This window comes from Brevundimonas sp. Root1423 (assembly GCF_001426805.1).
In genome coordinates this window covers 161,571-184,482 of the sequence record NZ_LMFL01000002.1, presented here as the reverse complement: position 1 = coordinate 184,482, position 22,912 = coordinate 161,571, and the positions used below count along the sequence as shown (strand labels likewise).

At 68.3% G+C, this 22,912-nt stretch carries 18 protein-coding genes, 1 tRNA gene and 4 pseudogenes; 13 read left to right on the top strand and 10 right to left on the bottom strand.

The window, feature by feature from the left end:
- The first annotated feature begins 216 nt into the window (after positions 1-216).
- On the top strand, positions 217-1,134 hold the full coding sequence (gene rlmB / locus ASD25_RS03325; RefSeq protein ID WP_082572177.1) for a 23S rRNA (guanosine(2251)-2'-O)-methyltransferase RlmB: 918 nt from the start codon (positions 217-219) through the stop codon (positions 1,132-1,134).
- A 43-nt stretch (positions 1,135-1,177) separates the two neighbouring features.
- Positions 1,178-2,026, top strand: a complete 849-nt coding sequence (locus ASD25_RS03320; RefSeq protein WP_055832119.1) for a YjbE family putative metal transport protein — start codon at positions 1,178-1,180, stop codon at positions 2,024-2,026.
- On the opposite strand, the gene ASD25_RS03315 is transcribed toward ASD25_RS03320, so the two are convergent.
- The 3 genes from ASD25_RS03315 to ASD25_RS03305 all read right to left on the bottom strand — a co-directional run bounded on the left by ASD25_RS03315 (position 1,983) and on the right by ASD25_RS03305 (position 5,692).
- Positions 1,983-2,531, bottom strand: coding sequence for a hypothetical protein (locus ASD25_RS03315; RefSeq protein ID WP_156377027.1), 549 nt, complete (start codon positions 2,529-2,531; stop codon positions 1,983-1,985). The two genes, ASD25_RS03320 and ASD25_RS03315, sit on opposite strands and share 44 nt — an antisense overlap.
- A 2-nt stretch (positions 2,532-2,533) precedes the next feature.
- The gene (gene metG, locus ASD25_RS03310; protein ID WP_055832115.1) at positions 2,534-4,240 is read right to left on the bottom strand and encodes a methionine--tRNA ligase; all 1,707 of its coding nucleotides are present in this window, start codon (positions 4,238-4,240) and stop codon (positions 2,534-2,536) included.
- A 105-nt stretch (positions 4,241-4,345) separates the two neighbouring features.
- Complete coding sequence (locus ASD25_RS03305) at positions 4,346-5,692, bottom strand: MATE family efflux transporter (RefSeq protein WP_055832113.1); 1,347 nt, start codon at positions 5,690-5,692, stop codon at positions 4,346-4,348.
- Between the two features lie 161 nt (positions 5,693-5,853).
- Between ASD25_RS03305 and ASD25_RS03300 the strand changes: the two genes are divergently transcribed.
- Positions 5,854-6,549: a hypothetical protein gene (locus ASD25_RS03300; protein WP_055832111.1), complete on the top strand. Its 696-nt coding sequence runs from the start codon at positions 5,854-5,856 to the stop codon at positions 6,547-6,549.
- A 38-nt stretch (positions 6,550-6,587) separates the two neighbouring features.
- The gene (locus ASD25_RS03295; RefSeq protein ID WP_055832109.1) at positions 6,588-8,180 is read left to right on the top strand and encodes a carboxyl transferase domain-containing protein; all 1,593 of its coding nucleotides are present in this window, start codon (positions 6,588-6,590) and stop codon (positions 8,178-8,180) included.
- Here ASD25_RS03295 and ASD25_RS03290 read toward each other — a convergent pair.
- Positions 8,170-8,487 (bottom strand): hypothetical protein, encoded by a 318-nt coding sequence (locus ASD25_RS03290; RefSeq protein ID WP_055832107.1) that lies wholly within the window; start codon positions 8,485-8,487, stop codon positions 8,170-8,172. The genes ASD25_RS03295 and ASD25_RS03290 overlap by 11 nt on opposite strands.
- Before the next feature lie 141 nt (positions 8,488-8,628).
- Here ASD25_RS03290 and ASD25_RS03285 point away from each other — a divergent pair, with 141 nt between their 5' ends.
- The 4 genes from ASD25_RS03285 (at position 8,629) to ASD25_RS03270 (ending at position 13,958) form a co-directional block, all read left to right on the top strand.
- The gene (locus ASD25_RS03285; protein ID WP_055832105.1) at positions 8,629-9,528 is read left to right on the top strand and encodes an enoyl-CoA hydratase-related protein; all 900 of its coding nucleotides are present in this window, start codon (positions 8,629-8,631) and stop codon (positions 9,526-9,528) included.
- 61 nt (positions 9,529-9,589) lie between these two features.
- Positions 9,590-11,617: an acetyl/propionyl/methylcrotonyl-CoA carboxylase subunit alpha gene (locus ASD25_RS03280; RefSeq protein WP_055832103.1), complete on the top strand. Its 2,028-nt coding sequence runs from the start codon at positions 9,590-9,592 to the stop codon at positions 11,615-11,617.
- A gap of 9 nt (positions 11,618-11,626) precedes the next feature.
- Positions 11,627-12,025 (top strand): DUF1489 domain-containing protein, encoded by a 399-nt coding sequence (locus tag ASD25_RS03275; RefSeq protein ID WP_055832101.1) that lies wholly within the window; start codon positions 11,627-11,629, stop codon positions 12,023-12,025.
- Positions 12,026-12,107: 82 nt separating this feature from the next.
- Positions 12,108-13,958 (top strand): patatin-like phospholipase family protein, encoded by a 1,851-nt coding sequence (locus ASD25_RS03270; protein ID WP_235561820.1) that lies wholly within the window; start codon positions 12,108-12,110, stop codon positions 13,956-13,958.
- 235 nt (positions 13,959-14,193) lie between these two features.
- Here ASD25_RS03270 and ASD25_RS31565 read toward each other — a convergent pair.
- From ASD25_RS31565 to ASD25_RS03240, 6 genes and pseudogenes are all read right to left on the bottom strand, one after another.
- Positions 14,194-14,643 (bottom strand): annotated as a pseudogene (locus ASD25_RS31565) (methyltransferase domain-containing protein); the annotation flags it as partial.
- 27 nt (positions 14,644-14,670) lie between these two features.
- Positions 14,671-14,747 (bottom strand) — tRNA-His (locus ASD25_RS03260).
- An 81-nt stretch (positions 14,748-14,828) separates the two neighbouring features.
- Entirely contained in the window at positions 14,829-15,572 is a 744-nt protein-coding gene (locus ASD25_RS03255; RefSeq protein WP_055832097.1) for a M48 family metallopeptidase, read from the bottom strand.
- A gap of 119 nt (positions 15,573-15,691) precedes the next feature.
- Positions 15,692-16,408, bottom strand: coding sequence for a TonB family protein (locus ASD25_RS32925; protein ID WP_055832095.1), 717 nt, complete (start codon positions 16,406-16,408; stop codon positions 15,692-15,694).
- 15 nt (positions 16,409-16,423) lie between these two features.
- Positions 16,424-16,861, bottom strand: a complete 438-nt coding sequence (locus tag ASD25_RS03245; RefSeq protein WP_055832093.1) for a biopolymer transporter ExbD — start codon at positions 16,859-16,861, stop codon at positions 16,424-16,426.
- 5 nt (positions 16,862-16,866) lie between these two features.
- A pseudogene (locus ASD25_RS03240) lies at positions 16,867-17,040 on the bottom strand (MotA/TolQ/ExbB proton channel family protein); the annotation flags it as partial.
- Between the two features lie 34 nt (positions 17,041-17,074).
- Here ASD25_RS03240 and nuoK point away from each other — a divergent pair.
- The 5 genes and pseudogenes from nuoK (at position 17,075) to nuoN (ending at position 22,911) form a co-directional block, all read left to right on the top strand.
- A pseudogene (gene nuoK / locus ASD25_RS03235) lies at positions 17,075-17,378 on the top strand (NADH-quinone oxidoreductase subunit NuoK).
- Between the two features lie 2 nt (positions 17,379-17,380).
- Positions 17,381-18,079: pseudogene (locus ASD25_RS33045) on the top strand (proton-conducting transporter membrane subunit); the annotation flags it as partial.
- Between the two features lie 109 nt (positions 18,080-18,188).
- Entirely contained in the window at positions 18,189-19,565 is a 1,377-nt protein-coding gene (locus ASD25_RS33040; RefSeq protein ID WP_369816541.1) for an NADH-quinone oxidoreductase subunit L, read from the top strand.
- 171 nt (positions 19,566-19,736) lie between these two features.
- On the top strand, positions 19,737-21,458 hold the full coding sequence (locus ASD25_RS03225) for an NADH-quinone oxidoreductase subunit M (RefSeq protein ID WP_369816544.1): 1,722 nt from the start codon (positions 19,737-19,739) through the stop codon (positions 21,456-21,458).
- A 7-nt stretch (positions 21,459-21,465) separates the two neighbouring features.
- Positions 21,466-22,911, top strand: coding sequence for an NADH-quinone oxidoreductase subunit NuoN (gene nuoN, locus ASD25_RS03220; protein WP_082560053.1), 1,446 nt, complete (start codon positions 21,466-21,468; stop codon positions 22,909-22,911).
- The last annotated feature ends 1 nt before the right edge of the window (position 22,912 follow it).

Genomic DNA, 22,912 nt, shown 5'->3' with positions numbered 1-22,912 from the left:
GGACTCGAACCTGCGAAGCTTACGCAGGGGATTTACAGTCCCCCCCCTTTGCCGCTCGGGACATTCCCCCAGCGCGTTTTCGAACCGTCGGACCGATGCGTCGGCGACCTTTCGGTCGTCGAAACAACAAAAGCTCTCGGTGTCCCGCGTCGCCTGGTTTAGGAGGGGCGCCAGACCCGAAAGCCCTCAGGGCTCCAAATCGGAGGGCGTCTTATAGTGTCGAGAAATCCAGAACGCAACGACCGGAAATCGGGCAARAAACCGGYCTTCGGCGACMRGTCYGCRSCCCGCKCCGGCGGGCCCGGARCSGGCGCCAAGGCCCCGTCAGCGGGTGGTCCGGACCGCGGCGGCTGGAACCCCAATCCCAAGCCGAAGACCTTCAATGATTCCGCGCCGCGCCCGTCACGCGCGAAGGCGGACGCCGATAATTTCGTCTGGGGCCGCCATCCGGTGCTCGCGGCGCTCGCCAATCCGGCCCGCAGAGGCATGGGGCGGCTGCTGGCGACCGCCGACCGCGCCGCCGAGCTTGAGCGCGATCAGGCGACCCACGGCCACAAGATCGAGATCATCGAGGTCCAGGCCCTCGACCGCATGCTGCCGCCCGGCGCCGTGCACCAGGGCCTGGCCTTCAAGGTCCAGCCGCTGGAAGGGGTGGCGCTGGAGGACATCGCGGGCGAGGGCGGCGTCATCGTCATGCTGGACCAGCTGACCGACCCCCAGAACGTCGGCGCCATCTTCCGCTCGGCCCTGGCCTTCGGCGCGAAGGGCGTCGTGGTGCAGGACCGGCACTCCCCCGCCCTCGCAGGAGCGCTGGCCAAGGCGTCGGCCGGGGCCACCGAACGCCTGCCCTGCGCCCGCGTGACCAATCTCAGCCGCGCGCTCGAGAAGCTGGCCGACCTCGGCTGGCGCGCCGTGGGTCTGGACGGCTCGGCCGAGCTGACGCTGGACCAGGCGCTGGACAGCCGTCCGACGGTGCTGGTCATGGGCTCCGAAGGCGACGGCATCCGTCGTCTGGTGGCCGAGCACTGCGACGTGCTGGCGAAGATCCCCATGCCCGGCGGGTTCGAAAGCCTGAACGTCTCCAATGCGGCGGCCGTGGCCCTGTACGAGGCCAGCCGGAAACAGACCGGCTGATCCGGCATTGATGCCCGGCTGATCCTGTCCTAGAGCGCGCCGTATGGAATTCCTCTCGTCTCCCGAACTCGCCAGCCAGGCCTCTGCGCTCGGCCAGGTGCTGATGATCGATCTGGTGCTGGCAGGCGACAACGCCGTCGCCGTCGGCCTCGCCGCCGCCGCCCTGGCGCCCGAACAGCGCAAGAAGGCGATCCTGATCGGCCTGGCCGCCGCCGTCGTCCTGCGCATCGGCTTCGCCCTGATCACCGTGCAGCTTCTGGCCATCATCGGCCTTCTGCTGGCGGGCGGCATCCTGCTGCTGTGGGTCTGCTGGAAGATGTGGCGCGAACTGCAGGAGCAACGCACCCACGACCAGGCCGAGGCCGAGGCCGAGCTGGAAACCGCCCTGTCCGCCCACCACGGCGGCGGCCCGCCGCCCGAGGCCCTCGGCCTCAAGCGCAAATCCTTCGGCGCGGCCCTGCTCCAGATCATGATCGCCGACGTCACCATGTCGCTGGACAACGTGCTGGCCGTGGCCGGCGCCGCCCATGAGCACCCGTGGATCATGGTCTTCGGCCTGATCCTGTCCATCGGCCTGATGGGCGTGGCCGCGACCTTCATCGCCAAGCTGCTGACGAAGCACCGCTGGATCGGCTACGTCGGCCTGGTCATCGTCCTCTATGTCGCCCTGCACATGGTCTGGGACGGGGCGCGGTCGGTGATCGTGCGAACCGACCGCATGGACGCCTTCAACGCCTCCGCCCCCGCCTTCCTCGACATCAGTGAAGAGGAGAAGGCCAAATTCCTGAAGGGGGTGCAGGGCGAGGAAACGGCGGCCCCGGCCCCGGCGCCGGCGGCGCCGGCGGTGGCTACGCCTCCGGCAGGGTCCCCCACCGCCGCATCGCCCGCCTGAGCGACTCCGGCGCCCCGGCCAGGTCTGGCTGGGGCGTGACGATCGCCGCCGCGCGCGCCTCCATCTCGGCCAGCGGCGGCACGTCGTTGGCGAGGCGCTCGGCGTCGGTTGTCGCCGGATCGACGTCCCACAGCCGCCAGCCGACGCCGTCGGGCACGATGTTGGTGCCGTATTTCTGCGGCCGTTCCGCATACATCAGCGAACGATCCAGCGCCGCGGCGGCGAGCCAGCGGGCGCCGGCGCGGCCCATGTCAGCGGCCCGCGCCGCCAGCCGGCTGCCGAGCGCGGCTTCTTCGGACAGGTCCCCGTGATTCAACACCCAAGCGGCGGCGTAGAGGGCCTCGGCGTCGTCGGGCCAGCCGTCGGCCAGCAGCGCCATGACCGCCTCCCGACGCGCCCGGTCGCGGGTTCGCAGCGCGACATAGGCGGGCTGTCCCGCCAGCACCGCGCGATCCTCGGCCTGGTCCTCGGCCAGCAGCCTCGCAAGGGCGGCGGACCGGTCCACGGTCAGGCGTCCGCGCCGCCGAAGCGTTCGGACCACTCGGCCACCTGTGCATCCTCGATCTTGGTGAACAGCACTCCGGCCGCCGCCACCGTCTGACCGCGTGGCAGGACGTCCAGCAACGGCGCGTCCGCCGAGGGCCAGCCCAGGTCCGTCGCCCCCACCGCCGCCGCGATCCTGACCGCCGAGTCCGGCATCACCGGCGCGGCCAGACGGGCGAACAGGGCCACCAGGTTCAGGCCCGTGCGGACGCCGACGGCGGCCCGATCCACATCGGTCTTGAAGGCGGTCCAGGGCGCCGCTTCCTGCAGATACTCGTTGCCCAGAACCCAGACGGCGCGCAGGGCCACGGCGGCCTTGCGGAACTCCATGGCCTCGAACTGGGCCGTGGCCTCGGCGATGCCGGCGCGCAGGTCGGCCTCCAGTTTCGCTTCCAGCGGCCCGGGCTCGCCCGCGTCCGGAACGACGCCGTCGAATTTGCTCTCGGCGAATTTGACGATGCGGTTGACGAAATTGCCCAGCACGTCGGCCAGGTCCTTGTTGGTCGTCGACTGGAACTGCTCCCATGTGAAGGCGGCGTCGGAATGCTCGGGCCCATAGGCCGTCAGATGCCAGCGCCAATAGTCGGCGGGCAGCAGCTCAAGCGCCTGGTCCATGAAGACGCCGCGCTTCTGGCTGGTCGAGAATTTGCCGCCGTACCAGTTCAGCCAGTTGAAGGCCTTCAGCGTGTCGACCGTCTTCCACGGCTCGCCCGAGCCCAGGATCGTGGCCGGGAAGCTGACGGTGTGGAAGGCCACATTGTCCTTGCCCATGAACTGGACGTAGCGGACGTCGGCGGCGCCCTCGTCGGTGCGCCACCAGTCGCGCCACGTCCGGCCCGTGGCGTCGGCCCATTCCTCGGTCGCGCCGATGTATTCGATGGGGGCGTCGAACCAGACGTAGAAGACCTTGCCCTCCATGCCCGGTCGCGGACCGCCGTCGGGCCCGACCACCGGCACGCCCCACTTGAGGTCGCGGGTGATGCCTCGATCGATCAGCCCCTCGTCGAGGTGTTTCAGGGCGATGGATTTCGCCAGCGTCTGCCAGTCGGTCTTGGTCCCGATCCAGTCGCGGATGCGCTGTTCCAGCTTCGTCTGCAGCAGGTAGAGATGGCGGGTGTCGCGCACCTCGAGGTTCCGCGAGCCGGACACGGCCGAATACGGATCGATCAGATCGGTCGGGTCCAGCAGCCGGCCGCAGTTGTCGCACTGGTCGCCCCGCGCCCCGACGTGGCCGCAATGCGGGCAGGTGCCCTCGACATAGCGGTCGGGCAGGAAGCGGGCGTCGTCGACGGAATAGATCATCCGGTCGACGCGCTCCTCGATCAGCCCGTTCTTCTCCAGCACATTGGCGAAATGCTGGGTCAGGCGGCGGTTGGGCGCATTCGAGGAGCGGCCGAACCAGTCATAGCTGAGGCCGAAAGCCTGACCCGCCGCCTTCTGGACCTCATGCTGCTCGTCGCAATAGGTCCGCACGTCCTGACCGGCGGCGGCGGCGGCCAGCTCGGCCGGGGTGCCGTGCTCGTCGGTGGCGCAGATGTAGAGGACCTCATGGCCCTGCGCCCGCTTGAACCGCGCATAGACGTCCGCCGGCAGCATCGAGCCCGCCAGATTCCCCAGATGCTTGATGCCGTTGATGTACGGCAGCGCCGAGGTGATGAGGATGCGGGACATGGAGGCCAGGGGCTGGGGACTGGGGATGAGGGATCAGGGATTAGTCACGGTTAGTGGCGAGTGCGGTGGCATATCGCAACCCTGCCGCCCCTAATCCCTGATCTCTCATCCCTGCGGCGCCAGCCGCTTCGCCACCCGCACGAAGCGCCCCGTCAGCAGCGCCGACGACACCAGGCTGGCGATGATCACCGCCCAGACCAGGCCGTTGACGCCCATCGCGTGCGCGAACCACCAGCCCAGCGGCATCATGATCAGGCTGTAGGCGGCGAAATGCATGATCGTCGGCCACCAGACGTCGCCCGCGGCGCGGTTGGCCGAGGCTGAAACCACCTGGATGCCGTCGGCCACGAAGAACAGGGTCGTCAGCACCAGGGCCGGAACGACCACCGCCAGCAGTTCGGGGTCGCGGTTGTAGGCGCTGGCGATCAGCGGCGCGCCCGGCCAGACGGCCAGGGCCACCGCCAGGGTCAGGGCGATGACCACGCCGATGCCGACCAGGCCGGCGCGCAGCACGCCGCGCCCGTCTCGCGCCCCGTAGGCCCGGCCCACCAGCACCGCGGTCGCCGACGACAGCCCCATGGGGACCATGAAGACGATGGCCGAAACGTTGAGCACGATGGCCCAGGCCGAGGTCTCGATCGCACCCAGCTGGCCGGCGATGAAGGTCATGGCGGCGAAGGCGCCCACCTCGATGAAGTACGAACTGCCGGCGCCGTAGCCGACCTTGCGCTGCGCCCGCTCGTCGGCCGGGTTGCGCGCCGGGCGGCGGAACACGCCCAGCGCCCGCGCCTCGGGCAGGCGGACGATGTAGACCAGCAGGAAGACCGCCAGCGAGGTCCGGGCGAAGAAGGTCGCCCAGGCCGACGCGATCGCGCCGTCCATCCCGAGGCCGAGGATGTCGGGCACCAGCAGCAGGTTCAGGGCCAGGTTCAGCCCGTTGGCGATCCACATGGCCCACATGCCCGCGCGGGGCCGATGCAGGGCCTCGAGGAAGAACTGGGCCGCCACGCTGACCAGATAGCCCGGCATGGACAGGGCGAAGACCACCAGCACCGGAGAAGCCCCCTCGCCCAGGCCCGGCGCCAGACCCATGTGCTGAAGCGCCCAGGGTCCGATCAGGATCAGGCCGATCATCGAGGTCACGCCCAGCTGCAACGAATAGACCACGCCCCGCCGCAACACGCCGCCGACCTCGCCGCGCCGGCCCTCGCCGATCAGGCGGGCGGTCATGACCTGCACCCCCATCATCAGGCCGACCGCGGTGGTGACTATGATGGCCGTCGGGGCCAGCGCCAGCGAGCTGTAGGCCAGCTCCAGCCCGGACCAGTTGCCGACCACGATCACGTCGGTCAGACCCATGGTCATGATGCCGATGCGCGCCAGCACCACCGGCCACGCCAGGTGCAGCAGCTCACGCAGGGTCGTCCGGGTCTGGGTGTTGAAGCCGATCATGGGACGCGCCTCAGGCCACGGTCGCGCCGCGAGGTCAACCTGGGAAAGCCGACCGACCCATAAGCGGGATCACCACGCGCCCGCGCGTCCGGCCTGCCGGGCGCTGTTGACGGGACGCACCGCACCGGAGACGGTGGCCCCCTCGCTCCGGGAGATGTCCATTGCTGGACCTGCTGTTCGCCGCCGCCCTGATCACCGTTCCCGCCCAGGATGATGAGCCCCCGTGCGAAGCCTATGACTCCGACCAGCTGAGCATCGGCGTAGCCATCGCGCCCGGACGCCCCGGGGGCGAGGTTGCGATCCACGCCAACGACGGCCTGCACGGCATGATCGGCGTGCCGCTGAAATGCTTCAGCCGGTGGTCGTCGTCCGACCCCGCCGTCACCGTCGCGCCCGAGCGCCGCCGGATCGTGATCGGACCTGACGCGACGCCCGGACGGGATGTGGAAATCGCGGGGACGCTGGGCTCACGGACGGTCCGGACCCGATTCCGCATCGCCCCCGCCGAAGGACCCGTGCTGACAGGCTTCTGGTCGCAGGCCTCGGTGGATTGCGGCGGCCCGGTCCCGCGCGACCCGTTGCGCGAACTCCGGTTCAGCAGCGACGGCCGCTTCGCCGTCACCTTCGTGCCGTTCGAGGTCCGCCAGGACTACTGGGGATCGGTCGAGTTCGACCCGGTCGCCGGGCGCATCGGCTTCGTCGTCGAACGCGGCAACACCGTGCCTGCCGACCTGATGCTGAAAGGACGGGCGCGGGTGCAGGGCGACGACCGGTTGGCGATGGACGGCGTCTATTTCGGCGGGCTGGATGTCGGGCCGCCGGCGGGAGGCTGCCGCTACGTGTTCCAGCGGCGCTAGGGCTTTTCCCGGCGCGGCAAGCCCCCTACACCAGCGGCATGCCCAAGCTGACTTCCGCTATCGATCCGCACAGCCCCGCCTTCAAGGCGCTGGACGCCCACAACCGGGGCCTCCGCGACGAACTCCACGCCAGGGTCGCCAAGGCGGCGCGCGGCGGTTCGGAGGCCAGCCGCGACCGCCACGTCGCGCGCGGCAAGCTGCTGCCCCGCGACCGCGTCGAACGCCTGCTGGATCCCGGCTCGCCCTTCCTGGAGATCGGCCAGCTGGCGGCGAACGGGATGTATGGCGACGGCGCGCCCGGCGCGGGCATGATCTGCGGCGTCGGCCGCGTCTCGGGCCGCGAAGTCATGATCGTCGCCAACGACCCGACGGTGAAGGGCGGCGCCTATTTCCCGATGACGGTGAAGAAGCACCTCCGCGCCCAGGAGATCGCCGAACAGAACCGCCTGCCCTGCGTCTATCTGGTCGATTCCGGCGGGGCCAACCTGCCGCACCAGGCCGAGGTCTTCCCCGACCGCGACCATTTCGGCCGCATCTTCTTCAACCAGGCCCGGATGTCGGCGAAGGGAATCCCCCAGATCGCCTGCGTCATGGGCAGCTGCACCGCCGGCGGCGCCTATGTCCCGGCCATGTCGGACGAGAGCGTCATCGTCCGCGAGCAGGGCACCATCTTCCTGGCCGGCCCGCCGCTGGTGAAGGCCGCGACGGGCGAGGTCATCTCCGCCGAGGAGCTGGGCGGGGCCGAGACCCACGGCCGCAGGTCCGGTGTCGTCGACTATGTCGCCGAGAACGACGAGCACGCCCTCGAGATCGTCCGGACCATCGTCGACAGCCTGAACACGGTGAAGTCGGTCGAGCTGGACGTGCGCGAGCCCCGCGCTCCGGCCTTCGACGCCGAGGAGCTGTACGGCCTGATCCCCGACGACGTCCGCGCCCCCTATGACGTCCGCGAGGTCATCGCCCGCCTCGTCGACGGCTCGGAGTTCGACGAGTTCAAGGCCCTGTACGGCACGACGCTGGTCTGCGGCTTCGCGCGCATCTGGGGCTATCCCGTCGCCATCCTGGCCAACAACGGCGTGCTGTTCTCGGAGAGCGCGCTCAAGGGCGCCCACTTCATCGAACTGGCCTGCAAGCGGAAGATCCCGCTAGTCTTCCTGCAGAACATCTCGGGCTTCATGGTCGGCGGCAAATACGAGGCCGAGGGCATCGCCAAGAACGGCGCCAAACTGGTCACCGCCGTGGCTTCGGCGGAGGTTCCGAAATTCACCGTCCTGATCGGCGGCAGCTTCGGAGCCGGCAACTACGGCATGTGCGGCCGCGCCTTCGGCCCGCGCTTCCTGTTCACCTGGCCCAACAGCCGGATCAGCGTCATGGGGGGCGAACAGGCCGCCGCGGTGCTGGCCACCGTCCACCGCGACGCCGACAGCTGGACCCCGGAGCAGGCGGAAGAGTTCAAGGCGCCCGTGCGCCGGAAATACGAGGACGAGGGCAATCCGTACCATGCCACCGCCCGCCTCTGGGACGACGGGATCATCGATCCGGCCCAGACCCGCGACGTTCTCGGTCTGGCCATTTCCGCCTCGCTGAACGCGCCGATCCCGGAGACGACCTTCGGCGTGTTCAGGATGTAAGCGGCGGCCTGACCGTGCCGTCCAGCGCCCAGCGGTAGGAATCCGGGCCGAACGGCAGTTCGAACAGATGCGGCGCCACGTCGGCGGCGGCCGGATCGGCGTGCAGTTCGAAGGCTGACAGCAGGGCGCGCCGCGCGCGGTCGGCCGCCAGTCCGCTCAGGCCCTTGCGCTGCAGGATCCGGCCGATGATCACCTCACGATGGGCGGCGCCGCCCTGGTCCATGAGCTGCTGCCGGATTTCAGCGGCCAGCTTCGCCTTTCCGGGCGTCAGTCGCGCGGGTTTCCGGGATCGCGTGGCGTGCGGCATGTCGTCCTCGCAGGCTTTCCTGAGCTGCCGCGATCAATTCCCTCGTTCCCTGCCCTGTCAAGAAACGAGCCCGGCATCGACAAGCGTCGCTGCCATTCCGCAAGCCATGCGCTACAATCGACTATCCGCGAAGGACCGATCATGACCGACAAGCCCACCGAAGCCGACATCAACGCCCTGGACATCACCGACGCCGAGGCCGCCGAGATCAACGCCATCTCGCACCCTCTGCTGGCCGACCCGGCGCCGGACGCCAATGACGATCTGGTCCAGATCGACTCGACGGCCGACGGGATCGTCTTCGTCACCATCAACCGGCCCGACAAGCGCAACGCCTTCGACGCACCCACCATCGCCGCGCTCTATGAAGCGTTCGAGACCCTGCATGGGGCCGACAATGTGCGGCTGGTCTTCGTTCGCGGCGCGGGCGGCACGTTCAGCGCCGGCGCCGATCTGGGCTGGATGAGCGACGCGGCCGGCTGGTCGGAGAGCGACAACCGCGACGACGCCATGGGTCTGGCGAAGATGCTGAAGGCCCTGCACGACGTTCCCGCCCTGACCTGCGCCATCGTCGAGGGCGCGGCCATGGGCGGCGGAGCCGGCATCGTCGCCGCCTGCGACATGGCCGTGGCCGTCGAGGGCGCCCGCTTCGCCTTCTCCGAGGTCAAGCTGGGCCTGATCCCGGCGACCATCGCCCCCTATGTCGTCGAGGCCGTCGGCGCCCGCCGCGCGCGCCAGCTGTTCCTGTCGGCCAACATCTTCGACGCCGACTATGCGGCCCACGCCGGCCTGATCGATATGGTCCTGCCCGAGGGATCGGTCGACGAATTCATCTCCATGCTGACCGACAGCATCAGCGCCAATGCGCCGGGCGCCATGGGCGAGGCCAAGCGGCTGGTGAATGACGTCGCCGGCCACAAGATCGACCACGGCCTGATGGAGGAAACCGCCAAACGCATCGCCCGCGCCCGCGTGTCGGCCGAGGGTCAGGAAGGCGTTCGCGCGTTCCTGGAGAAGCGAAAACCCCGCTGGGCGGAATAGCGAGCGCCGTCTCCTCCCCCGCCACCTTCTCCGCCAGCGACAGACCGGCTAGACACCTCCCATGTTCAAATCCGTCCTGGTCGCCAATCGCGGCGAGATCGCCTGCCGCGTCTTCCGCACCGCCCGCCACATGGGCATCCGGACCATCGCCGTCTATTCCGAAGCCGACGCCGACGCCCTGCATGTGCGCGAGGCCGACGAGGCGGTGCTGATCGGCCCCGCCCCGGCGCGCGAAAGCTATCTCGACCCGGCGAAAGTGCTGGCGGCCGCGAAGGCCACAGGGGCCGAGGCCATCCACCCCGGCTATGGCTTCCTGTCCGAGAACGCCGACTTCGCCGAGGCCGTCATGGCCGCCGGCCTGGTCTGGATCGGCCCGCCCCCCGCCGCCATCCGCGCCATGGGGCTGAAGGACGCCGCCAAGACGCTGATGATCGAGGCCGGGGTGCCGGTCACGCCCGGCTACCAGGGCGAGGACCAGTCGGACGCCACCCTGACCGCCGAGGCGGCGCGCATCGGCTATCCGGTGCTGATCAAGGCCGTCGCCGGCGGCGGCGGCAAGGGCATGAAGCGTGTCGACCGGCCCGAGGACTTCGCCGCCGGCCTGGCCAGCGCCCGGCGCGAGGGCCAGTCGTCCTTCGGCGATCCGCGCGTCCTGATCGAGAGCTACATCACCCGCCCGCGCCACATCGAGGTGCAGATCTTCGGCGACAGCCACGGCAAGGTCGTCCACCTCTACGAGCGGGACTGCTCGCTGCAGCGCCGCCACCAGAAGGTGATCGAGGAGGCCCCCGCCCCCGGCATGGACGACGCCACCCGCAAGGCCGTCACCGACGCCGCCGTCCGCGCCGCCCGGGCGGTGAACTACGAGGGCGCCGGCACCATCGAATTCATCGCCGACGCGTCGGACGGGCTGAAGGCTGACCGCATCTGGTTCATGGAGATGAACACCCGGCTGCAGGTCGAGCATCCGGTGACGGAAGAGGTCACGGGCGTTGATCTGGTGGAATGGCAGTTTCTTGTCGCCGCGGGCGAGCCCCTGCCGCTGGAGCAGGACGAGATCTCCCTGAACGGCTGGGCCATGGAGGCGCGGCTCTACGCCGAGGATCCGGCCAACGGCTTCCTGCCCAGCATCGGCCGGCTGGACCATTTCCTGATGCCGAACCCGGACAACTACCGGGCGCCCCACGATGTACGGGTCGACACCGGCGTCGAGGAGGGCGGCGAGGTCAGCCAGTTCTACGACCCCATGATCTCCAAGATCATCGCCCACGCCGACACCCGGACCGGGGCGGCCGAACGGCTGGCCGCCGCCTGCCGTCAGGTCGAGGTCTGGCCCGTCCGCACCAACGCCGCCTTCCTGTCGCGCTGCCTCGAACACCCGCGCTTCGTCGCCGGTGACGTGGACACCGGCTTCATCGCCGCCGAGGAAGCGTCGCTGATCAGCACCGAAATCCCTGAAGCGGTTATCGCCGCCGCCTTCGCGGCGCAGGCGGACAAGGACGACTACTACCGCACGAAAATGTACGGCGACGGGCAGGAAATCTGGCGCTCATCGTCCCACGCCCTCTTCGGCTTCCGCCTCAACGGGCCGGGATATTTCCGGCGATCGATGAGCGTCGCCGGTCAGCCGGTGGAGGCTGAATTCCGCGCCATGGACGGCGACACCTGGTGGGAGGTCAAGACCGGCGACCGCACCTGGGGCGCCGGCGCCGTGGCCGGCGGCCAGGTGGTGCTGGACGATGCGATCACAGGCGAGGACGCCTCGGTCGAGGTGGACGACGAGCTGTCGGTCCTCTTCCTCGACGGCCAGGCCTGGCCCTACGGTCCGCTGACGCATGGCGGAGGGTCGGATCATTCCGCCGCCTCCGACGGCTCCCTGCGCGCGCCCATGCCCGGCAAGATCGTCGCCACGCCGGCCAGACCCGGCGACACGGTGACCAGGGGCCAGCCCGTGGTGGTGCTTGAGGCCATGAAGATGGAGCACGCCCTCGTCGCGCCGTTCGACGGCGTCGTCGGCGAAGTGGGCGTCGCGGTCGGCGATCAGGTCTCGGCGGATACGGTGGTGGCGGTCGTCACGGCGACTGACTAGATCCAGACCATGCCTCTCCACATGATCAAGCTGTGCGTCGGCGTCGCAAAGGTCGAGACGCTGGAGCGCCGCGCCGCCAAGGGCGAATGGCTGACGGTCAACACCCGGATGACGCCCAAACGCGCCGCCGAGCTTGAAGACGGCGGTTCGCTGTTCTGGGTCATGAAGGGCTCGGTCACCTGCCGCATGCCGATCCTGGACATCACCACCAAAGGCGAAGGCAAGACGTCGCACTGCCTGATCAAACTGTCCCCCGAGGTGATCCGCACCGCGCCCCAGGCCCGCCGCCCCTTCCAGGGCTGGCGCTATCTGGAGCCCAAGGACGCGCCGATGGACCTGTCGACCCTCGACGCCGGCGAGGTGCCGCCGGAACTGGCGAAGCAGTTGCGGGAGATGGGGGCGTGGTAGGTTCTAGGGATTAGGGGCGGATACTGCGACCATGGCCCTTGTCGATTCCCTAGCCCCTAGAACCTGACCCCTAGAACCCGCTATGCCCGCTCCCCGCTCCGACCGGCTGGAAGACGCCCTGCACCGCATCTTCGAGGGCGGGAAGAACACGCGCGCCAGCTGGTTCGCCCTGACAGGCGGCGAGACCCTGTTCGCCGAGGGCGACGGCGCCGATACCCTGTACCTGCTGCGCAGCGGCCGCCTCGGCGTCTTCCGGCGCGATCACGACGAGGACCGTCCGCCCCAGTTCGTCGGCGTCATCCGGCCCGGCGAGCCGGCTGGGGAGATGGCCATGCTGGCGGGCACGGTCCACACCGCCGACGTCGTCGCCCTGCGCGACTGCGAGGTCCTGGCCCTGCCCCGGGACGCCTTCTTCGAGGCCGCCCGGACCGAACCCGATCTGATGGTCGAGCTGTCGCGGCTCATGATCCAGCGCGCGCGGGACCGCCGGTCCGGCGGCGGCGAACCCAGCGTGTTCGGCTTCGTTTCCGCCCGCCCCCGCCCGATCCGCGCCTTCGTAGAACGCATCGCGGCGGCGATCGAGGCCGACGGTTTCACCTGCCAGGTCATCGACCATTCCGCCCTCGCCTCGGCCGCGGAATGGTTCAGCCGGGTCGAGGATTCCCACGATCTCGTCCTCTATGTAGCCGAACAGGATGAACCCGCCTGGGCCGCCCTCTGCGCGCGCCAGGTCGACCGGGTGTTCGTGGTCGGCAACGGCCTGATGGCGCCGCCCAACCGCCCCATGCCCCACGCCGGGGTGCTTGACGCCCAGCGGCGCACCGACCTGATCCTGTTGCGCGATCCGCGCATGCCCAGGCCCGCCAACACCGCCGTCTGGCTGGACGCCGTCCAGCCGGGACGCTGGTTCCAGTGCATCGAGGGGGATCGGGCCGACGCCGAACGGATGGCGCGCGTCGTCACCGGTTCGGCGGTCGGCGTGGTCATGTCGGGCGGCGGCGCCCGGGCCTATTCCCACATCGGGGCGCTGAGGGCCCTGACCGAGGCCGGCGTCCCGATCGACTTCGTCGGCGGCTCGTCCATGGGCGCGGTCATCGCCGCCGGGCCCGCGCTCGGCTGGACGCAGGACGAACTGGAGCGGCGGATCCACAAGGCCTTCGTCGAGAGCGACCCGCTGTCGGACCTGACCTTCCCCATGCTGGCCATGACCCGGGCGCACAAGGTCGACCGGTTGCTGCTCGAGGCCTATGGCGACATCGATCTGGCGGACCTCAACCGGCCGTTCTTCGCCGTCTCCACCAATCTGACCAGCGGCAAGATCGAGGTCCACCGGCGCGGGCTGATGCGCCGGGCCATCCGGGCCTCGATCGCCATACCGGGTCTGCTGCCGCCGATCGTCATGGACGGGCAGGTTCTGGTCGACGGCGCGGTGCTGAAGAACCTCCCCACCGAGGTCATGCGCCAGATGCACGGCGGCCCGATCATCGGCATCGACATGTCGGAAGCGCGGGGCGTCGATCCGGACCTGATCGAACACCCGCCCTCCATCTGGCGACTGATCGTCACCGGGGCGTGGCGTCGGGGCCCGCCGATCGTCTCCATCCTGATGCGGTCGGCGACCCTGACCACGGACGCGGATATCGAGAGCTCGCGCGCCGCGTCCGACCTCCTGATCCAGCCGACGCCGGACGGGCTCGATATCCGCGACTGGAAGGGTTTCGACCTCGGCGTCGCCGCAGGCTACCGCGCCACCCGGGACGTTCTCGCGACGCTGGACGGGCCGGTCACCGGCCTGCACCGGCGTCGGGCCCTCAACGACGCCGCGCTATCAGGAACAGGCGGGGAAACGGCAGCAGGGTCGCCCCGTCCGGCCGTCGCGGAAACGCTTCGGCGAGCCGCGCGCCGAGGGCGGAAAGAAACGCCGAGCCCGTAGCCGCATCGTCCGCCAGCGTCGACATGTAGGGGCGCAGGGCCGTGCCCTTCATCCATTCCAGCACCGCGTCCGGTCCGCCGAGGACATGCAGATAGCGCGTCGACCAGATGTCGATGCCCGTGAAGTCGCGGTCCAGCAGGTCGTAATAGGCTTCGGCGGAAAGCAGGGGCGCGATCGACCGCACCCCGGCCAGACGGCCCGCCCAGGGTTCCTGCCCCGCGACATCCCGCATCAGCGTATGATGGCGGGTTTCGTGAGCCATGGGCATCTGCACCGCGATCACGCCGCCCGGGGCCAGCGCCACGGCCAGACGCGAGAAGACCGCCGCATGGTCGGGGACCCACTGCAGCGAGGCGTTGGCGAGGATGAGGTCCGCGGGAACTTCGGGGGTCCAGACGGCCAGGTCGCCCTGCCGCCAGTCTATGTCCGGCTCGGCCGACCGCGCGCGCTCCAGCATGGCCGCGCTCGCATCCAGCCCGTGCACGCTCGCGCCGGGATGGCGGCGCTTCAGCTGGATGGCGTGTTGGCCGGCGCCGCAGCCGAGGTCCCAGATCTCCCGCGGCGCCAGGTCCGGGGGCAGGCGCGCGAGCAAGTCCTGGGCGGCGCGATCGCGCTCCGCCTCGAACCGTTGATACTGCACGGGATCCCAGCTTGGGCCGGGCGGCTGGCGGGACGTGTCGGTCATGCCGCGAACGCCTCCACCAGGTGAGGATGGTACCGCCTCTCAGGCTTGAACTGAGGACCTCCGGTTCCACAAACCGGCGCTCTAACCAACTGAGCTAAGGCGGCGCTATCAGCGCGAGGGCGGTATCTACCGGGACAGTCCCGCCCGATCAAGCGACCGGGCGGGAATATTCACCTCCGGACGCCTCAGGCCCAGCCGCGGCTGGCGATGTACTGCTCCAGCGCCGCGATACGGGTCGAGTCCGAGGGGTGGGTCGAAGCGAACTCGGGGTTGGAGCCCTGGCGCTGTTGAGCCATCAGTCGCCACAGGGCGACGGCCTCCGACGGCTTGTAGCCCGCACGCTGCAGGTAATCGACGCCGAGGCGATCGGCCTCGAGCTCGTGATTGCGCGAGAAGGGCAGCAGGAAGCCGAGTTGAGCCCCCAGGCCGCCAATCGCGCCGGCGGCTCGACCATAGTCGCCCGCCGCGCTCTGGACCCCGCTGAGTCCGATGCTGGTGAGAGCGCTGGTCGAATAGCGCTCGGCCGCATGCCGGGCGACCACATGGCCGACCTCGTGTCCCAGAACGGTCGCCAGCTGATCGTCGTTGCGGACGAGCGCCAGCAGGCCCGTCGTCACGCCGATCTTGCCCGACGGCAGGACGAAGGCGTTGGGGCTGTTGCTGACGAACAGGGCGTAGTCCCAGCGGCGATCGGTCAGGCCCGCGGCCTGGACGATCCTGTCGCCCACCCGGCGGATGCGGGCATTGCCGGCGGCGTCGGATGAGACACGCTGGGTGCGCAGGGCCTCGGCCCAGGCGGCTTCCGACTGTTGCGTCAGGGCGCTTTCGTCGACGATCAGCAGCTGGTTGCGGCCCAGGGTCTCGTTGTAGGCGCAACCGCCCAGGGCGACGGCGCTGGCCAGCGCGGCGGCGGCGATAAGGGATTTCATAGGGGCGTCTCCATAGCAGCCCCGCCATAATGTCCGGCCGCCGGAAAGGCTCCCCCGCATGAAAAAACGCCCCGGAGGCGGAGCTCCGGGGCGTTCTGTTCTCGGATGTCAGGACACCCTTAGTCGGCGGGCGCCCGGAAGCTGACCGTATAGCGGACGGTCGCGCCCTGGGCCGCGCCATCCACCGTGCGGGGCGAAACCCGCGAACGGCGCGCCGCGGCGAGAGCCGCCTGACCAAAGCCGGCTCCGGCCGGATCTTCCGACGTGACCGAGCAGTTGGACAGGCTGCCGTCCTGTTGAACGGTGCAGCTGATCCCGACCCGGCCGGACTCGATGCCCCGGCTCATGGCCCGTTCCGGGTACTCAGGAAGCACCTGACGCGCCCAGCTCGGTTGCGTGATCACCGACGGCCGCGGCGGAGCCGGCGGAGCCGGAGGCGGCGGCGGTCCGGGAACGATGACGGGCGGACCCGTATATTCGACCCGGTCCTCCTTCTTCGTCGGTTCGATCGGCAGCGTCACCGGAGGCGGCGGAGCGTTCGGAACGACGACCGGGGGGCGCACCTGCAGCTTGGGCGGCGGGGGCGTGTCCGGCGGAGGCGGCGGCGGAGGCGGAGGCGGAGGCGGGATCGGTTCGATGATCTCCACGTCGACCGCGTCGTCGGAGTAATTGATCTCCTTCAACTTGAACCGCGCGTTGATGAAGTAGAAGGCCAGCACGGTGAACAGGAGGGCGACGATCAGCAGGCTGCCGAGCAGAACCCCCGGCGGGACCCCGAACAGGCCCTTGGCCTTGGGAGCGTCGTACCTGGAACGATGGTATTCAATGTCTGTCATGATTCACCAGCGCCCCTACTCGGCCGAGTTGTCTTCACCCACCAGGGCAACGCTGTAGAAGCCGTTGTCCTGCAGCGAGTTCATGACCTGCATGAAATCGCCGTAGCGGGTGGTCCGGTCCGCGCGGATGAATATCCGTTCGTCCGCGGGATTGCGACGGCCGATCTGCCCCGTCAGCTCCGGACCAATCTGGTCCAGTTCGACGGGGAAATCGCCCAGGAAGGCCCGACCATTGCTCTGGATAGAGATATAGATCGGGACAGGCGGGTTCTGGGCGGGCGGGGCGACAGCACGCGGGAGCTTCACTTCGACCGACGGGGTAGCAAGCGGTGCCGCCACCATGAAGATGATGAGCAGAACCAGCATGATATCCACGAACGGCGTAACGTTGATCTCGCTGTTTTGCTCGACCTGATACTTGCCGCCGCCGCCGCCTGAGAGTTTGGCGGCCATCTGGCTTACGCTCCCTTGTCGAGGTTACGCGAGATGGCGTTGGTCAGTTCAGCGGCGAAGCCATCCGAACGGGTGCCGTACGCCGAGATGCGGGTGTTGAAGTAGTTGTAGAAGATAACCGCCGGGATAGCGGCGAACAGGCCGATACCCGTGGCCAGCAGCGCCTCGGCGATACCGGGGCGGCGCCGGCATCTCGTCCGAGGATCTGCTCTGATGGAAATCACCCTGCAGCACTATCTGGCGGTGGCCGCCATCCTGTTCACCATCGGGGTCTTCGGAATCTTCGTGAACCGCAAGAACGTCATCATCATCCTGATGTCGATCGAGCTGATCCTGCTGGCCGTGAATATCAATTTCGTCGCCTTCTCGGCCTACCTCAACGACGTGCAGGGGGATGGCCATGTTCGTCCTGACCGTCGCGGCCGCCGAGGCCGCCGTGGGTCTGGCCATTCTGGTGACCTTCTTCCGCAACCGCGGCGACATCGCGGTTGATGATGCATCCGTGATGAAGGGCTGATCGTGAATCTCGAGACCCTCGTCACTCTCGGCGTTTTCGCCCCGCTGCTCGGCGCGGCCATCGTCGGCCTGTCGGGCCGCCGGCTCGGCGACCTGATTTCCAAATCCATCACCACGGGTCTGCTGTTCTTCTCGTGCGCGGTCGCCTGGATCGTGTTGAGCCAGTGGATATGGGGCGGGCTGCAGGCCTTCACGGTCGAACTGTTCCCCTTCATCAACGTCGGCGACTTCCAGTCGGTCTGGTCGATCCGCATCGACGCCCTGTCGGCGGTCATGCTGGTGGTGGTGACGACGGTGTCGTCGCTCGTGCACCTGTATAGCTGGGGCTATATGGCCGAGGACCCGGACAAGCCGCGGTTCTTCGCCTACCTCTCGCTGTTCACCTTCGCCATGCTGGCGCTGGTSACCGCCGCCGACTTCATGCAGCTGTTCTTCGGCTGGGAAGGGGTGGGGCTGGCSTCCTATCTGCTGATCGGCTTCTGGTACAAGAAGTCCACGGCCAGCGCCGCCGCCATCAAGGCCTTCGTGGTCAACCGGGTCGGCGACTTCGGCTTCGCTCTGGGCATCTTCACGGTGTTCTGGATGTTCGGCACCATCCAGTTCGCCGAGCTGTTCCCGATGATCGCCTCSAAGGCGGGCACGGGCTGGGAATTCCTSGGCCACACCTGGTCGGCGATCGATCTGGCGGCCTTCCTGCTGTTCGTCGGCGCCATGGGCAAGTCGGCCCAGTTCTTCCTGCACACCTGGCTTCCGGACGCCATGTTCCTGGTCGGCGATCGATCTGGCGGCCTTCCTGCTGTTCGTCGGCGCCATGGGCAAGTCGGCCCAGTTCTTCCTGCACACCTGGCTTCCGGACGCCATGGAAGGYCCGACGCCCGTGTCGGCCCTGATCCACGCGGCGACCATGGTCACCGCCGGCGTCTACATGGTCTGCCTGCTGAGCCCGATCTTCGAATACGCCCCGGTCGCCTCGGCCATCGTCGCCCTGGTTGGCGCGATCACGGCCCTGTTCGCGGCCACCGTGGGTCTGGCCCAGAACGACATCAAGCGGGTCATCGCCTATTCGACCTGTTCGCAGCTGGGCTACATGTTCTTCGCGGCGGGCGTCGGCGCCTATCAGGCSGCCATGTTMCACCTGTTCACCCACGCCTTCTTCAAGGCCCTGCTGTTCCTCGGCGCCGGCTCGGTCATCCACGGGATGCACCACGAGCAGGACATGCGGAAGATGGGCGGGCTGTGGAAGCTGCTGCCGGTCACCTATGCGGTGATGACCATCGGCACGATCGCCATCACCGGCCTGGGCATTCCCGGCGTCGGCGGCTTCGCGGGCTTCTACTCCAAGGATTCGATCATCGAGAGCGCCTTCGCCTCGTTCGCCAACGGCCACAGCGCCATGGGGCTGTTCGCCTTCATGGTCGGCATCCTGGCCGCCGGCCTGACCGCCTACTATTCGTGGCGGCTGGTGTTCATGACCTTCCACAACAAGCCGGTGTGGAAGGACGCGCATCACGACGATCACGCGCACGCGCATGACGACCACGCCTCGCACGCCCAGCTGGAAACCCATTCCGAGCCCATCGGCGACGACGCGCATGAGGACCACGGCCACCACGGCCCGCTGCATCCGCACGAGAGCCCATGGGTCATGCTGGTTCCGCTGCTCCTGCTGTCGGTCGGCGCCGTCGCGGCGGGTCTGGTCTTCGCCCCGTACTTCATCGGCGACGGCGAGCACGCCTTCTGGCGCGGCGCCATCTTCACCGGCGCCGAGAATCACGTCCTGCACGAGAGCCATTCGGTCCCGACATGGGTGAAGTGGTCGCCGCTGATCCTGACGCTGATCGGCACCTTCGCCGCCTTCTGGCTGTATGTCCTGAAGGAAGGCATGGCGCGGCGCATGGCCGACCGCGGCGGGGTCATCCACGSCTTCCTCTACAACAAATGGTATTTCGACGAGCTGTATGACGCCGTGTTYGTGAAGGGCGCCAAGGCGGTCGGCGAYCTGTTCTGGAAGGTCGGCGAYGTGAAGATCATCGACGGSYTSGGCCCGAACGGYGCGGCCTGGGCSTCGCTGAAATCCGCGGCCCGRCTGGCGAAAATCCAGTCCGGCTATGTSTAYCACTATGCGTTCGTGATGCTGCTCGGCGTGGCCGGTTTCCTCGCCTTCGCCATCTATGCGTGGGGAGCCTGATCTTGCCCCAGATCCCCTACATCCTCAGCGTCGTCACCTTCCTGCCGCTGGTCGGCGCGGTCGTCGTCACCTTCCTGCTGATGTGTACCACTATGCGTTCGTGATGCTGCTCGGCGTGGCCGGTTTCCTCGCCTTCGCCATCTATGCGTGGGGAGCCTGATCTTGCCCCAGATCCCCTWCATCCTCAGCGTCGTCACCTTCCTGCCGCTGGTCGGCGCGGGACTGATCCTGCTGGCGCGCCTGTTCAACAAGGGCTCGGCCGATGGCGCCGCGCGCTGGATTGCGCTGATCACCACTGTTGCGGTTCTGGCGGTCTCCGCCGTTCTGGTGATGCAGTTCAAGCCGGAGCTGGCGACCTACCAATTCGTCGAGCGTTACGACTGGTTCGCGGCGGCCCAGTACCACATGGGCGTGGACGGGATCTCGATCCTGTTCGTSCTGCTGACGGCCTTCCTGATGCCGATCTGCATCGTSGCCAGCTGGAMSACGATCAMSGAYCGCGTCGTCGACTACATGATCGCCTTCCTGGTGCTGGAGACGCTGGTCATCGGGGTGTTCACCTCGCTSGACCTGTTYYTGTTCTACATTTTCTTCGAAGGCACCCTGGTGCCGATGTTCATCATCATCGGCGTGTGGGGCGGRGCGAACCGGATCTACGCCTCGTACAAATTCTTCCTCTACACCCTGCTGGGCTCCGTCCTGATGCTGCTGGCCATGCTGTGGATCTCCGTCCTGATGCTGCTGGCCATGCTGTGGATTGAACACTTCCTGGTGCTGGAGACGCTGGTCATCGGGGTGTTCACCTCGCTGGACCTGTTCCTGTTCTACATCTTCTTCGAGGGCACCCTGGTGCCGATGTTCATCATCATCGGCGTGTGGGGCGGRGCGAACCGGATCTACGCCTCGTACAAATTCTTCCTCTACACCCTGCTGGGCTCSGTCCTGATGCTGCTGGCCATGCTGTGGATGGCCGCCGAAACCGGCACCACCAGCATCCCCGCGCTCAAGGACTACGCCTTCAGCCCGACCGTGCAGCCTTTGCTGTGGCTCGCCTTCTTCGCGAGCTTCGCCGTCAAGATGCCGATGTGGCCGGTCCACACCTGGCTTCCCGACGCCCACGTGCAGGCGCCGACGGCCGGCTCGGTCATCCTCGCCGGCATCCTGCTCAAGCTCGGCGGCTACGGCTTCATCCTGTTCAACCTGCCCATGTTCCCCGCCGCGTCGAAGATGTTCGCGCCGCTGGTGTTCGTGCTGTCGGCCGTGGCCATCGTCTACACCTCGCTGGTCGCCTTCCGGCAGACGGACATGAAGAAGCTGATCGCCTATTCGTCGGTGGCGCACATGGGCTTCGTGACCATGGGCATCTTCGCCGGCAACGCCCTGGGCGTGCAGGGCGCGGTGTTCCAGATGCTCAGCCACGGCCTGATCTCGGGCGCGCTCTTCCTCTGCGTCGGCGTGGTCTATGACCGGATGCACACCCGCGAGATCGCCCTGTACGGCGGCCTGACCGCGCGGATGCCCTGGTTCGCGGCCATCTTCCTGCTGTTCACCATGGCCAATGTCGGCCTGCCGGGCACCTCGGGCTTCATCGGCGAGATCCTGACCATGACGGGCGTCTACGGCGTCTCGACCTGGACGGCGCTGTTCGCGGCCACGGGTGTGATCTTCTCGGCGGTCTACGCCCTGACCCTGTATCGCAACGTCATGTTCGGCGAGATCACCAACCCGGCGATGAAGGCGATCACCGACGTCGACAGGCGCGAGCTGCTGATCTTCGTCCCGCTGATCATCGGCACCCTGTGGCTGGGCGTGCAGCCCGGGCTGGTGCTGGATTACACCGCCGCCTCGGTCGAGGCCCTGACTTCCGCCTTTCAACTTGCGATCGGCGGGTGAGACGATGATGCCTGATCTTGATTTCGCCCTGCGCCTGTCGGCCCCCGAGAGCACGCTCGCCGTCGGCGGCCTCGTGCTGCTGATGCTCGGCGCCTTCCTGGGCGAGAAGAGCGCGCGCCTGATCTCCATCCTGTCGGTCGCCCTGCTGGCGGCCGCCACCGCCGTGACCGTGACGGGTCCGCTGGGCCAGGCCTTCAACGGCGCCTATGTGGCCGACCCGCTGGCGGTCTACGGCAAGGCCCTGATCTTCCTGTCGAGCGCCGTGGCCATCGTGCTGGGCGGCGGCTGGATGCACCGTGCGAAGATCGCGCGGTTCGAATATCCGATCCTGATCGTGCTGGCCTCGGCCGGCATGGGGATGATGGCGTCGTCGGGCGATCTGATCTCGCTCTACATCGGCATCGAGTTGCATTCGCTGGCCCTCTATGTGCTGGCCGCCTTCCATCGCGACGATCTGAAGGCGTCCGAGGCGGGGCTGAAGTATTTCGTGCTGGGCGCCCTGTCATCGGGGCTGCTGCTGTACGGTGCCAGCCTGATCTACGGCTTCACCGGCTCGATGCGGTTCGACGAGATCGCCGCCTATGCCGCGACCAATCAATCGACGGGCCTGATCTTCGGCCTGGTGTTCCTGATCTGCGGCCTGGCTTTCAAGGTTTCGGCGGCGCCGTTCCACATGTGGACGCCCGACGTCTACGAGGGCGCGCCGACGCCGGTCGTGGCCCTGTTCGCCACGGCTCCCAAGGTGGCGGCCATGGTGCTGATCGCTCGGACCCTGGAAGGGGCCTTCGCCGGGTCGCACGACCAGTGGGCCCAGGTGCTGATCCTGATCTCGCTGATCAGCTTCGCCGTCGGCGCTTTCGGCGGTCTGGCGCAGAAGGACTTCCAGCGCCTGTTGGCCTATTCCTCGATCGCCAACATCGGCTACGCCCTGCTGGGCATCGCCGCCGGCACCACTCTGGGCGTCCAGGCCATGCTGGTGTTCATGACCCTGTATGTGATCGACCAGTTCGGCTTCTTCGCCATCCTGCTGTCGCTGTCGCGCGGCGGGCGGCCGATCCGGCGGATCGCCGACCTCGCCGGTCTGCGCAAGGACAGGCCGGTGACGACCCTCGCCCTGACGGTGCTGTCGCTGTCGGTGCTGGGGATGCCGCCGTTCTCGGGCTTCTGGGGCAAGTTCTACGTCTTCGGCGCCGCCGCCGACGCCGGCTACTGGATGGTCGGCGCCGCCGGTCTGGTGGCCTCGGTGGTGGCCGGCTTCTACTATCTGCGGATCATCAAGCTGATGTGGTTCGACAAGGCGCCGGAAGGCGTCGAGCCGACGGACAAGGCGCCGATCGAGGCCAGGACCATCGCCTGGGCCGCGGCGGCCTTCGCCTTCCCGCTGGTGATCGTCGGTCTGACGTGGATCGAGCCGCTGAGCCGCGCCGCCGCCGTCGGATTCGGAGCCGGATAGG

What these genes read in the sequence shown, in the direction of transcription:
- ASD25_RS03320 (WP_055832119.1), top strand. Translation starts at nt 1,178, where the DNA reads ATGGAATTCCTCTCGTCTCCCGAACTCGCCAGCCAGGCCTCTGCGCTC.
- metG (WP_055832115.1), bottom strand. Translation starts at nt 4,240, where the DNA reads ATGTCCCGCATCCTCATCACCTCGGCGCTGCCGTACATCAACGGCATC.
- ASD25_RS03305 (WP_055832113.1), bottom strand. Translation starts at nt 5,692, where the DNA reads ATGATCGGCTTCAACACCCAGACCCGGACGACCCTGCGTGAGCTGCTG.
- ASD25_RS03295 (WP_055832109.1), top strand. Translation starts at nt 6,588, where the DNA reads ATGCCCAAGCTGACTTCCGCTATCGATCCGCACAGCCCCGCCTTCAAG.
- ASD25_RS03290 (WP_055832107.1), bottom strand. Translation starts at nt 8,487, where the DNA reads ATGCCGCACGCCACGCGATCCCGGAAACCCGCGCGACTGACGCCCGGA.
- ASD25_RS03285 (WP_055832105.1), top strand. Translation starts at nt 8,629, where the DNA reads ATGACCGACAAGCCCACCGAAGCCGACATCAACGCCCTGGACATCACC.
- ASD25_RS03280 (WP_055832103.1), top strand. Translation starts at nt 9,590, where the DNA reads ATGTTCAAATCCGTCCTGGTCGCCAATCGCGGCGAGATCGCCTGCCGC.
- ASD25_RS03275 (WP_055832101.1), top strand. Translation starts at nt 11,627, where the DNA reads ATGCCTCTCCACATGATCAAGCTGTGCGTCGGCGTCGCAAAGGTCGAG.
- ASD25_RS03270 (WP_235561820.1), top strand. Translation starts at nt 12,108, where the DNA reads ATGCCCGCTCCCCGCTCCGACCGGCTGGAAGACGCCCTGCACCGCATC.
- ASD25_RS03255 (WP_055832097.1), bottom strand. Translation starts at nt 15,572, where the DNA reads ATGAAATCCCTTATCGCCGCCGCCGCGCTGGCCAGCGCCGTCGCCCTG.
- ASD25_RS32925 (WP_055832095.1), bottom strand. Translation starts at nt 16,408, where the DNA reads ATGACAGACATTGAATACCATCGTTCCAGGTACGACGCTCCCAAGGCC.
- ASD25_RS03245 (WP_055832093.1), bottom strand. Translation starts at nt 16,861, where the DNA reads ATGGCCGCCAAACTCTCAGGCGGCGGCGGCGGCAAGTATCAGGTCGAG.
- nuoN (WP_082560053.1), top strand. Translation starts at nt 21,466, where the DNA reads ATGCCTGATCTTGATTTCGCCCTGCGCCTGTCGGCCCCCGAGAGCACG.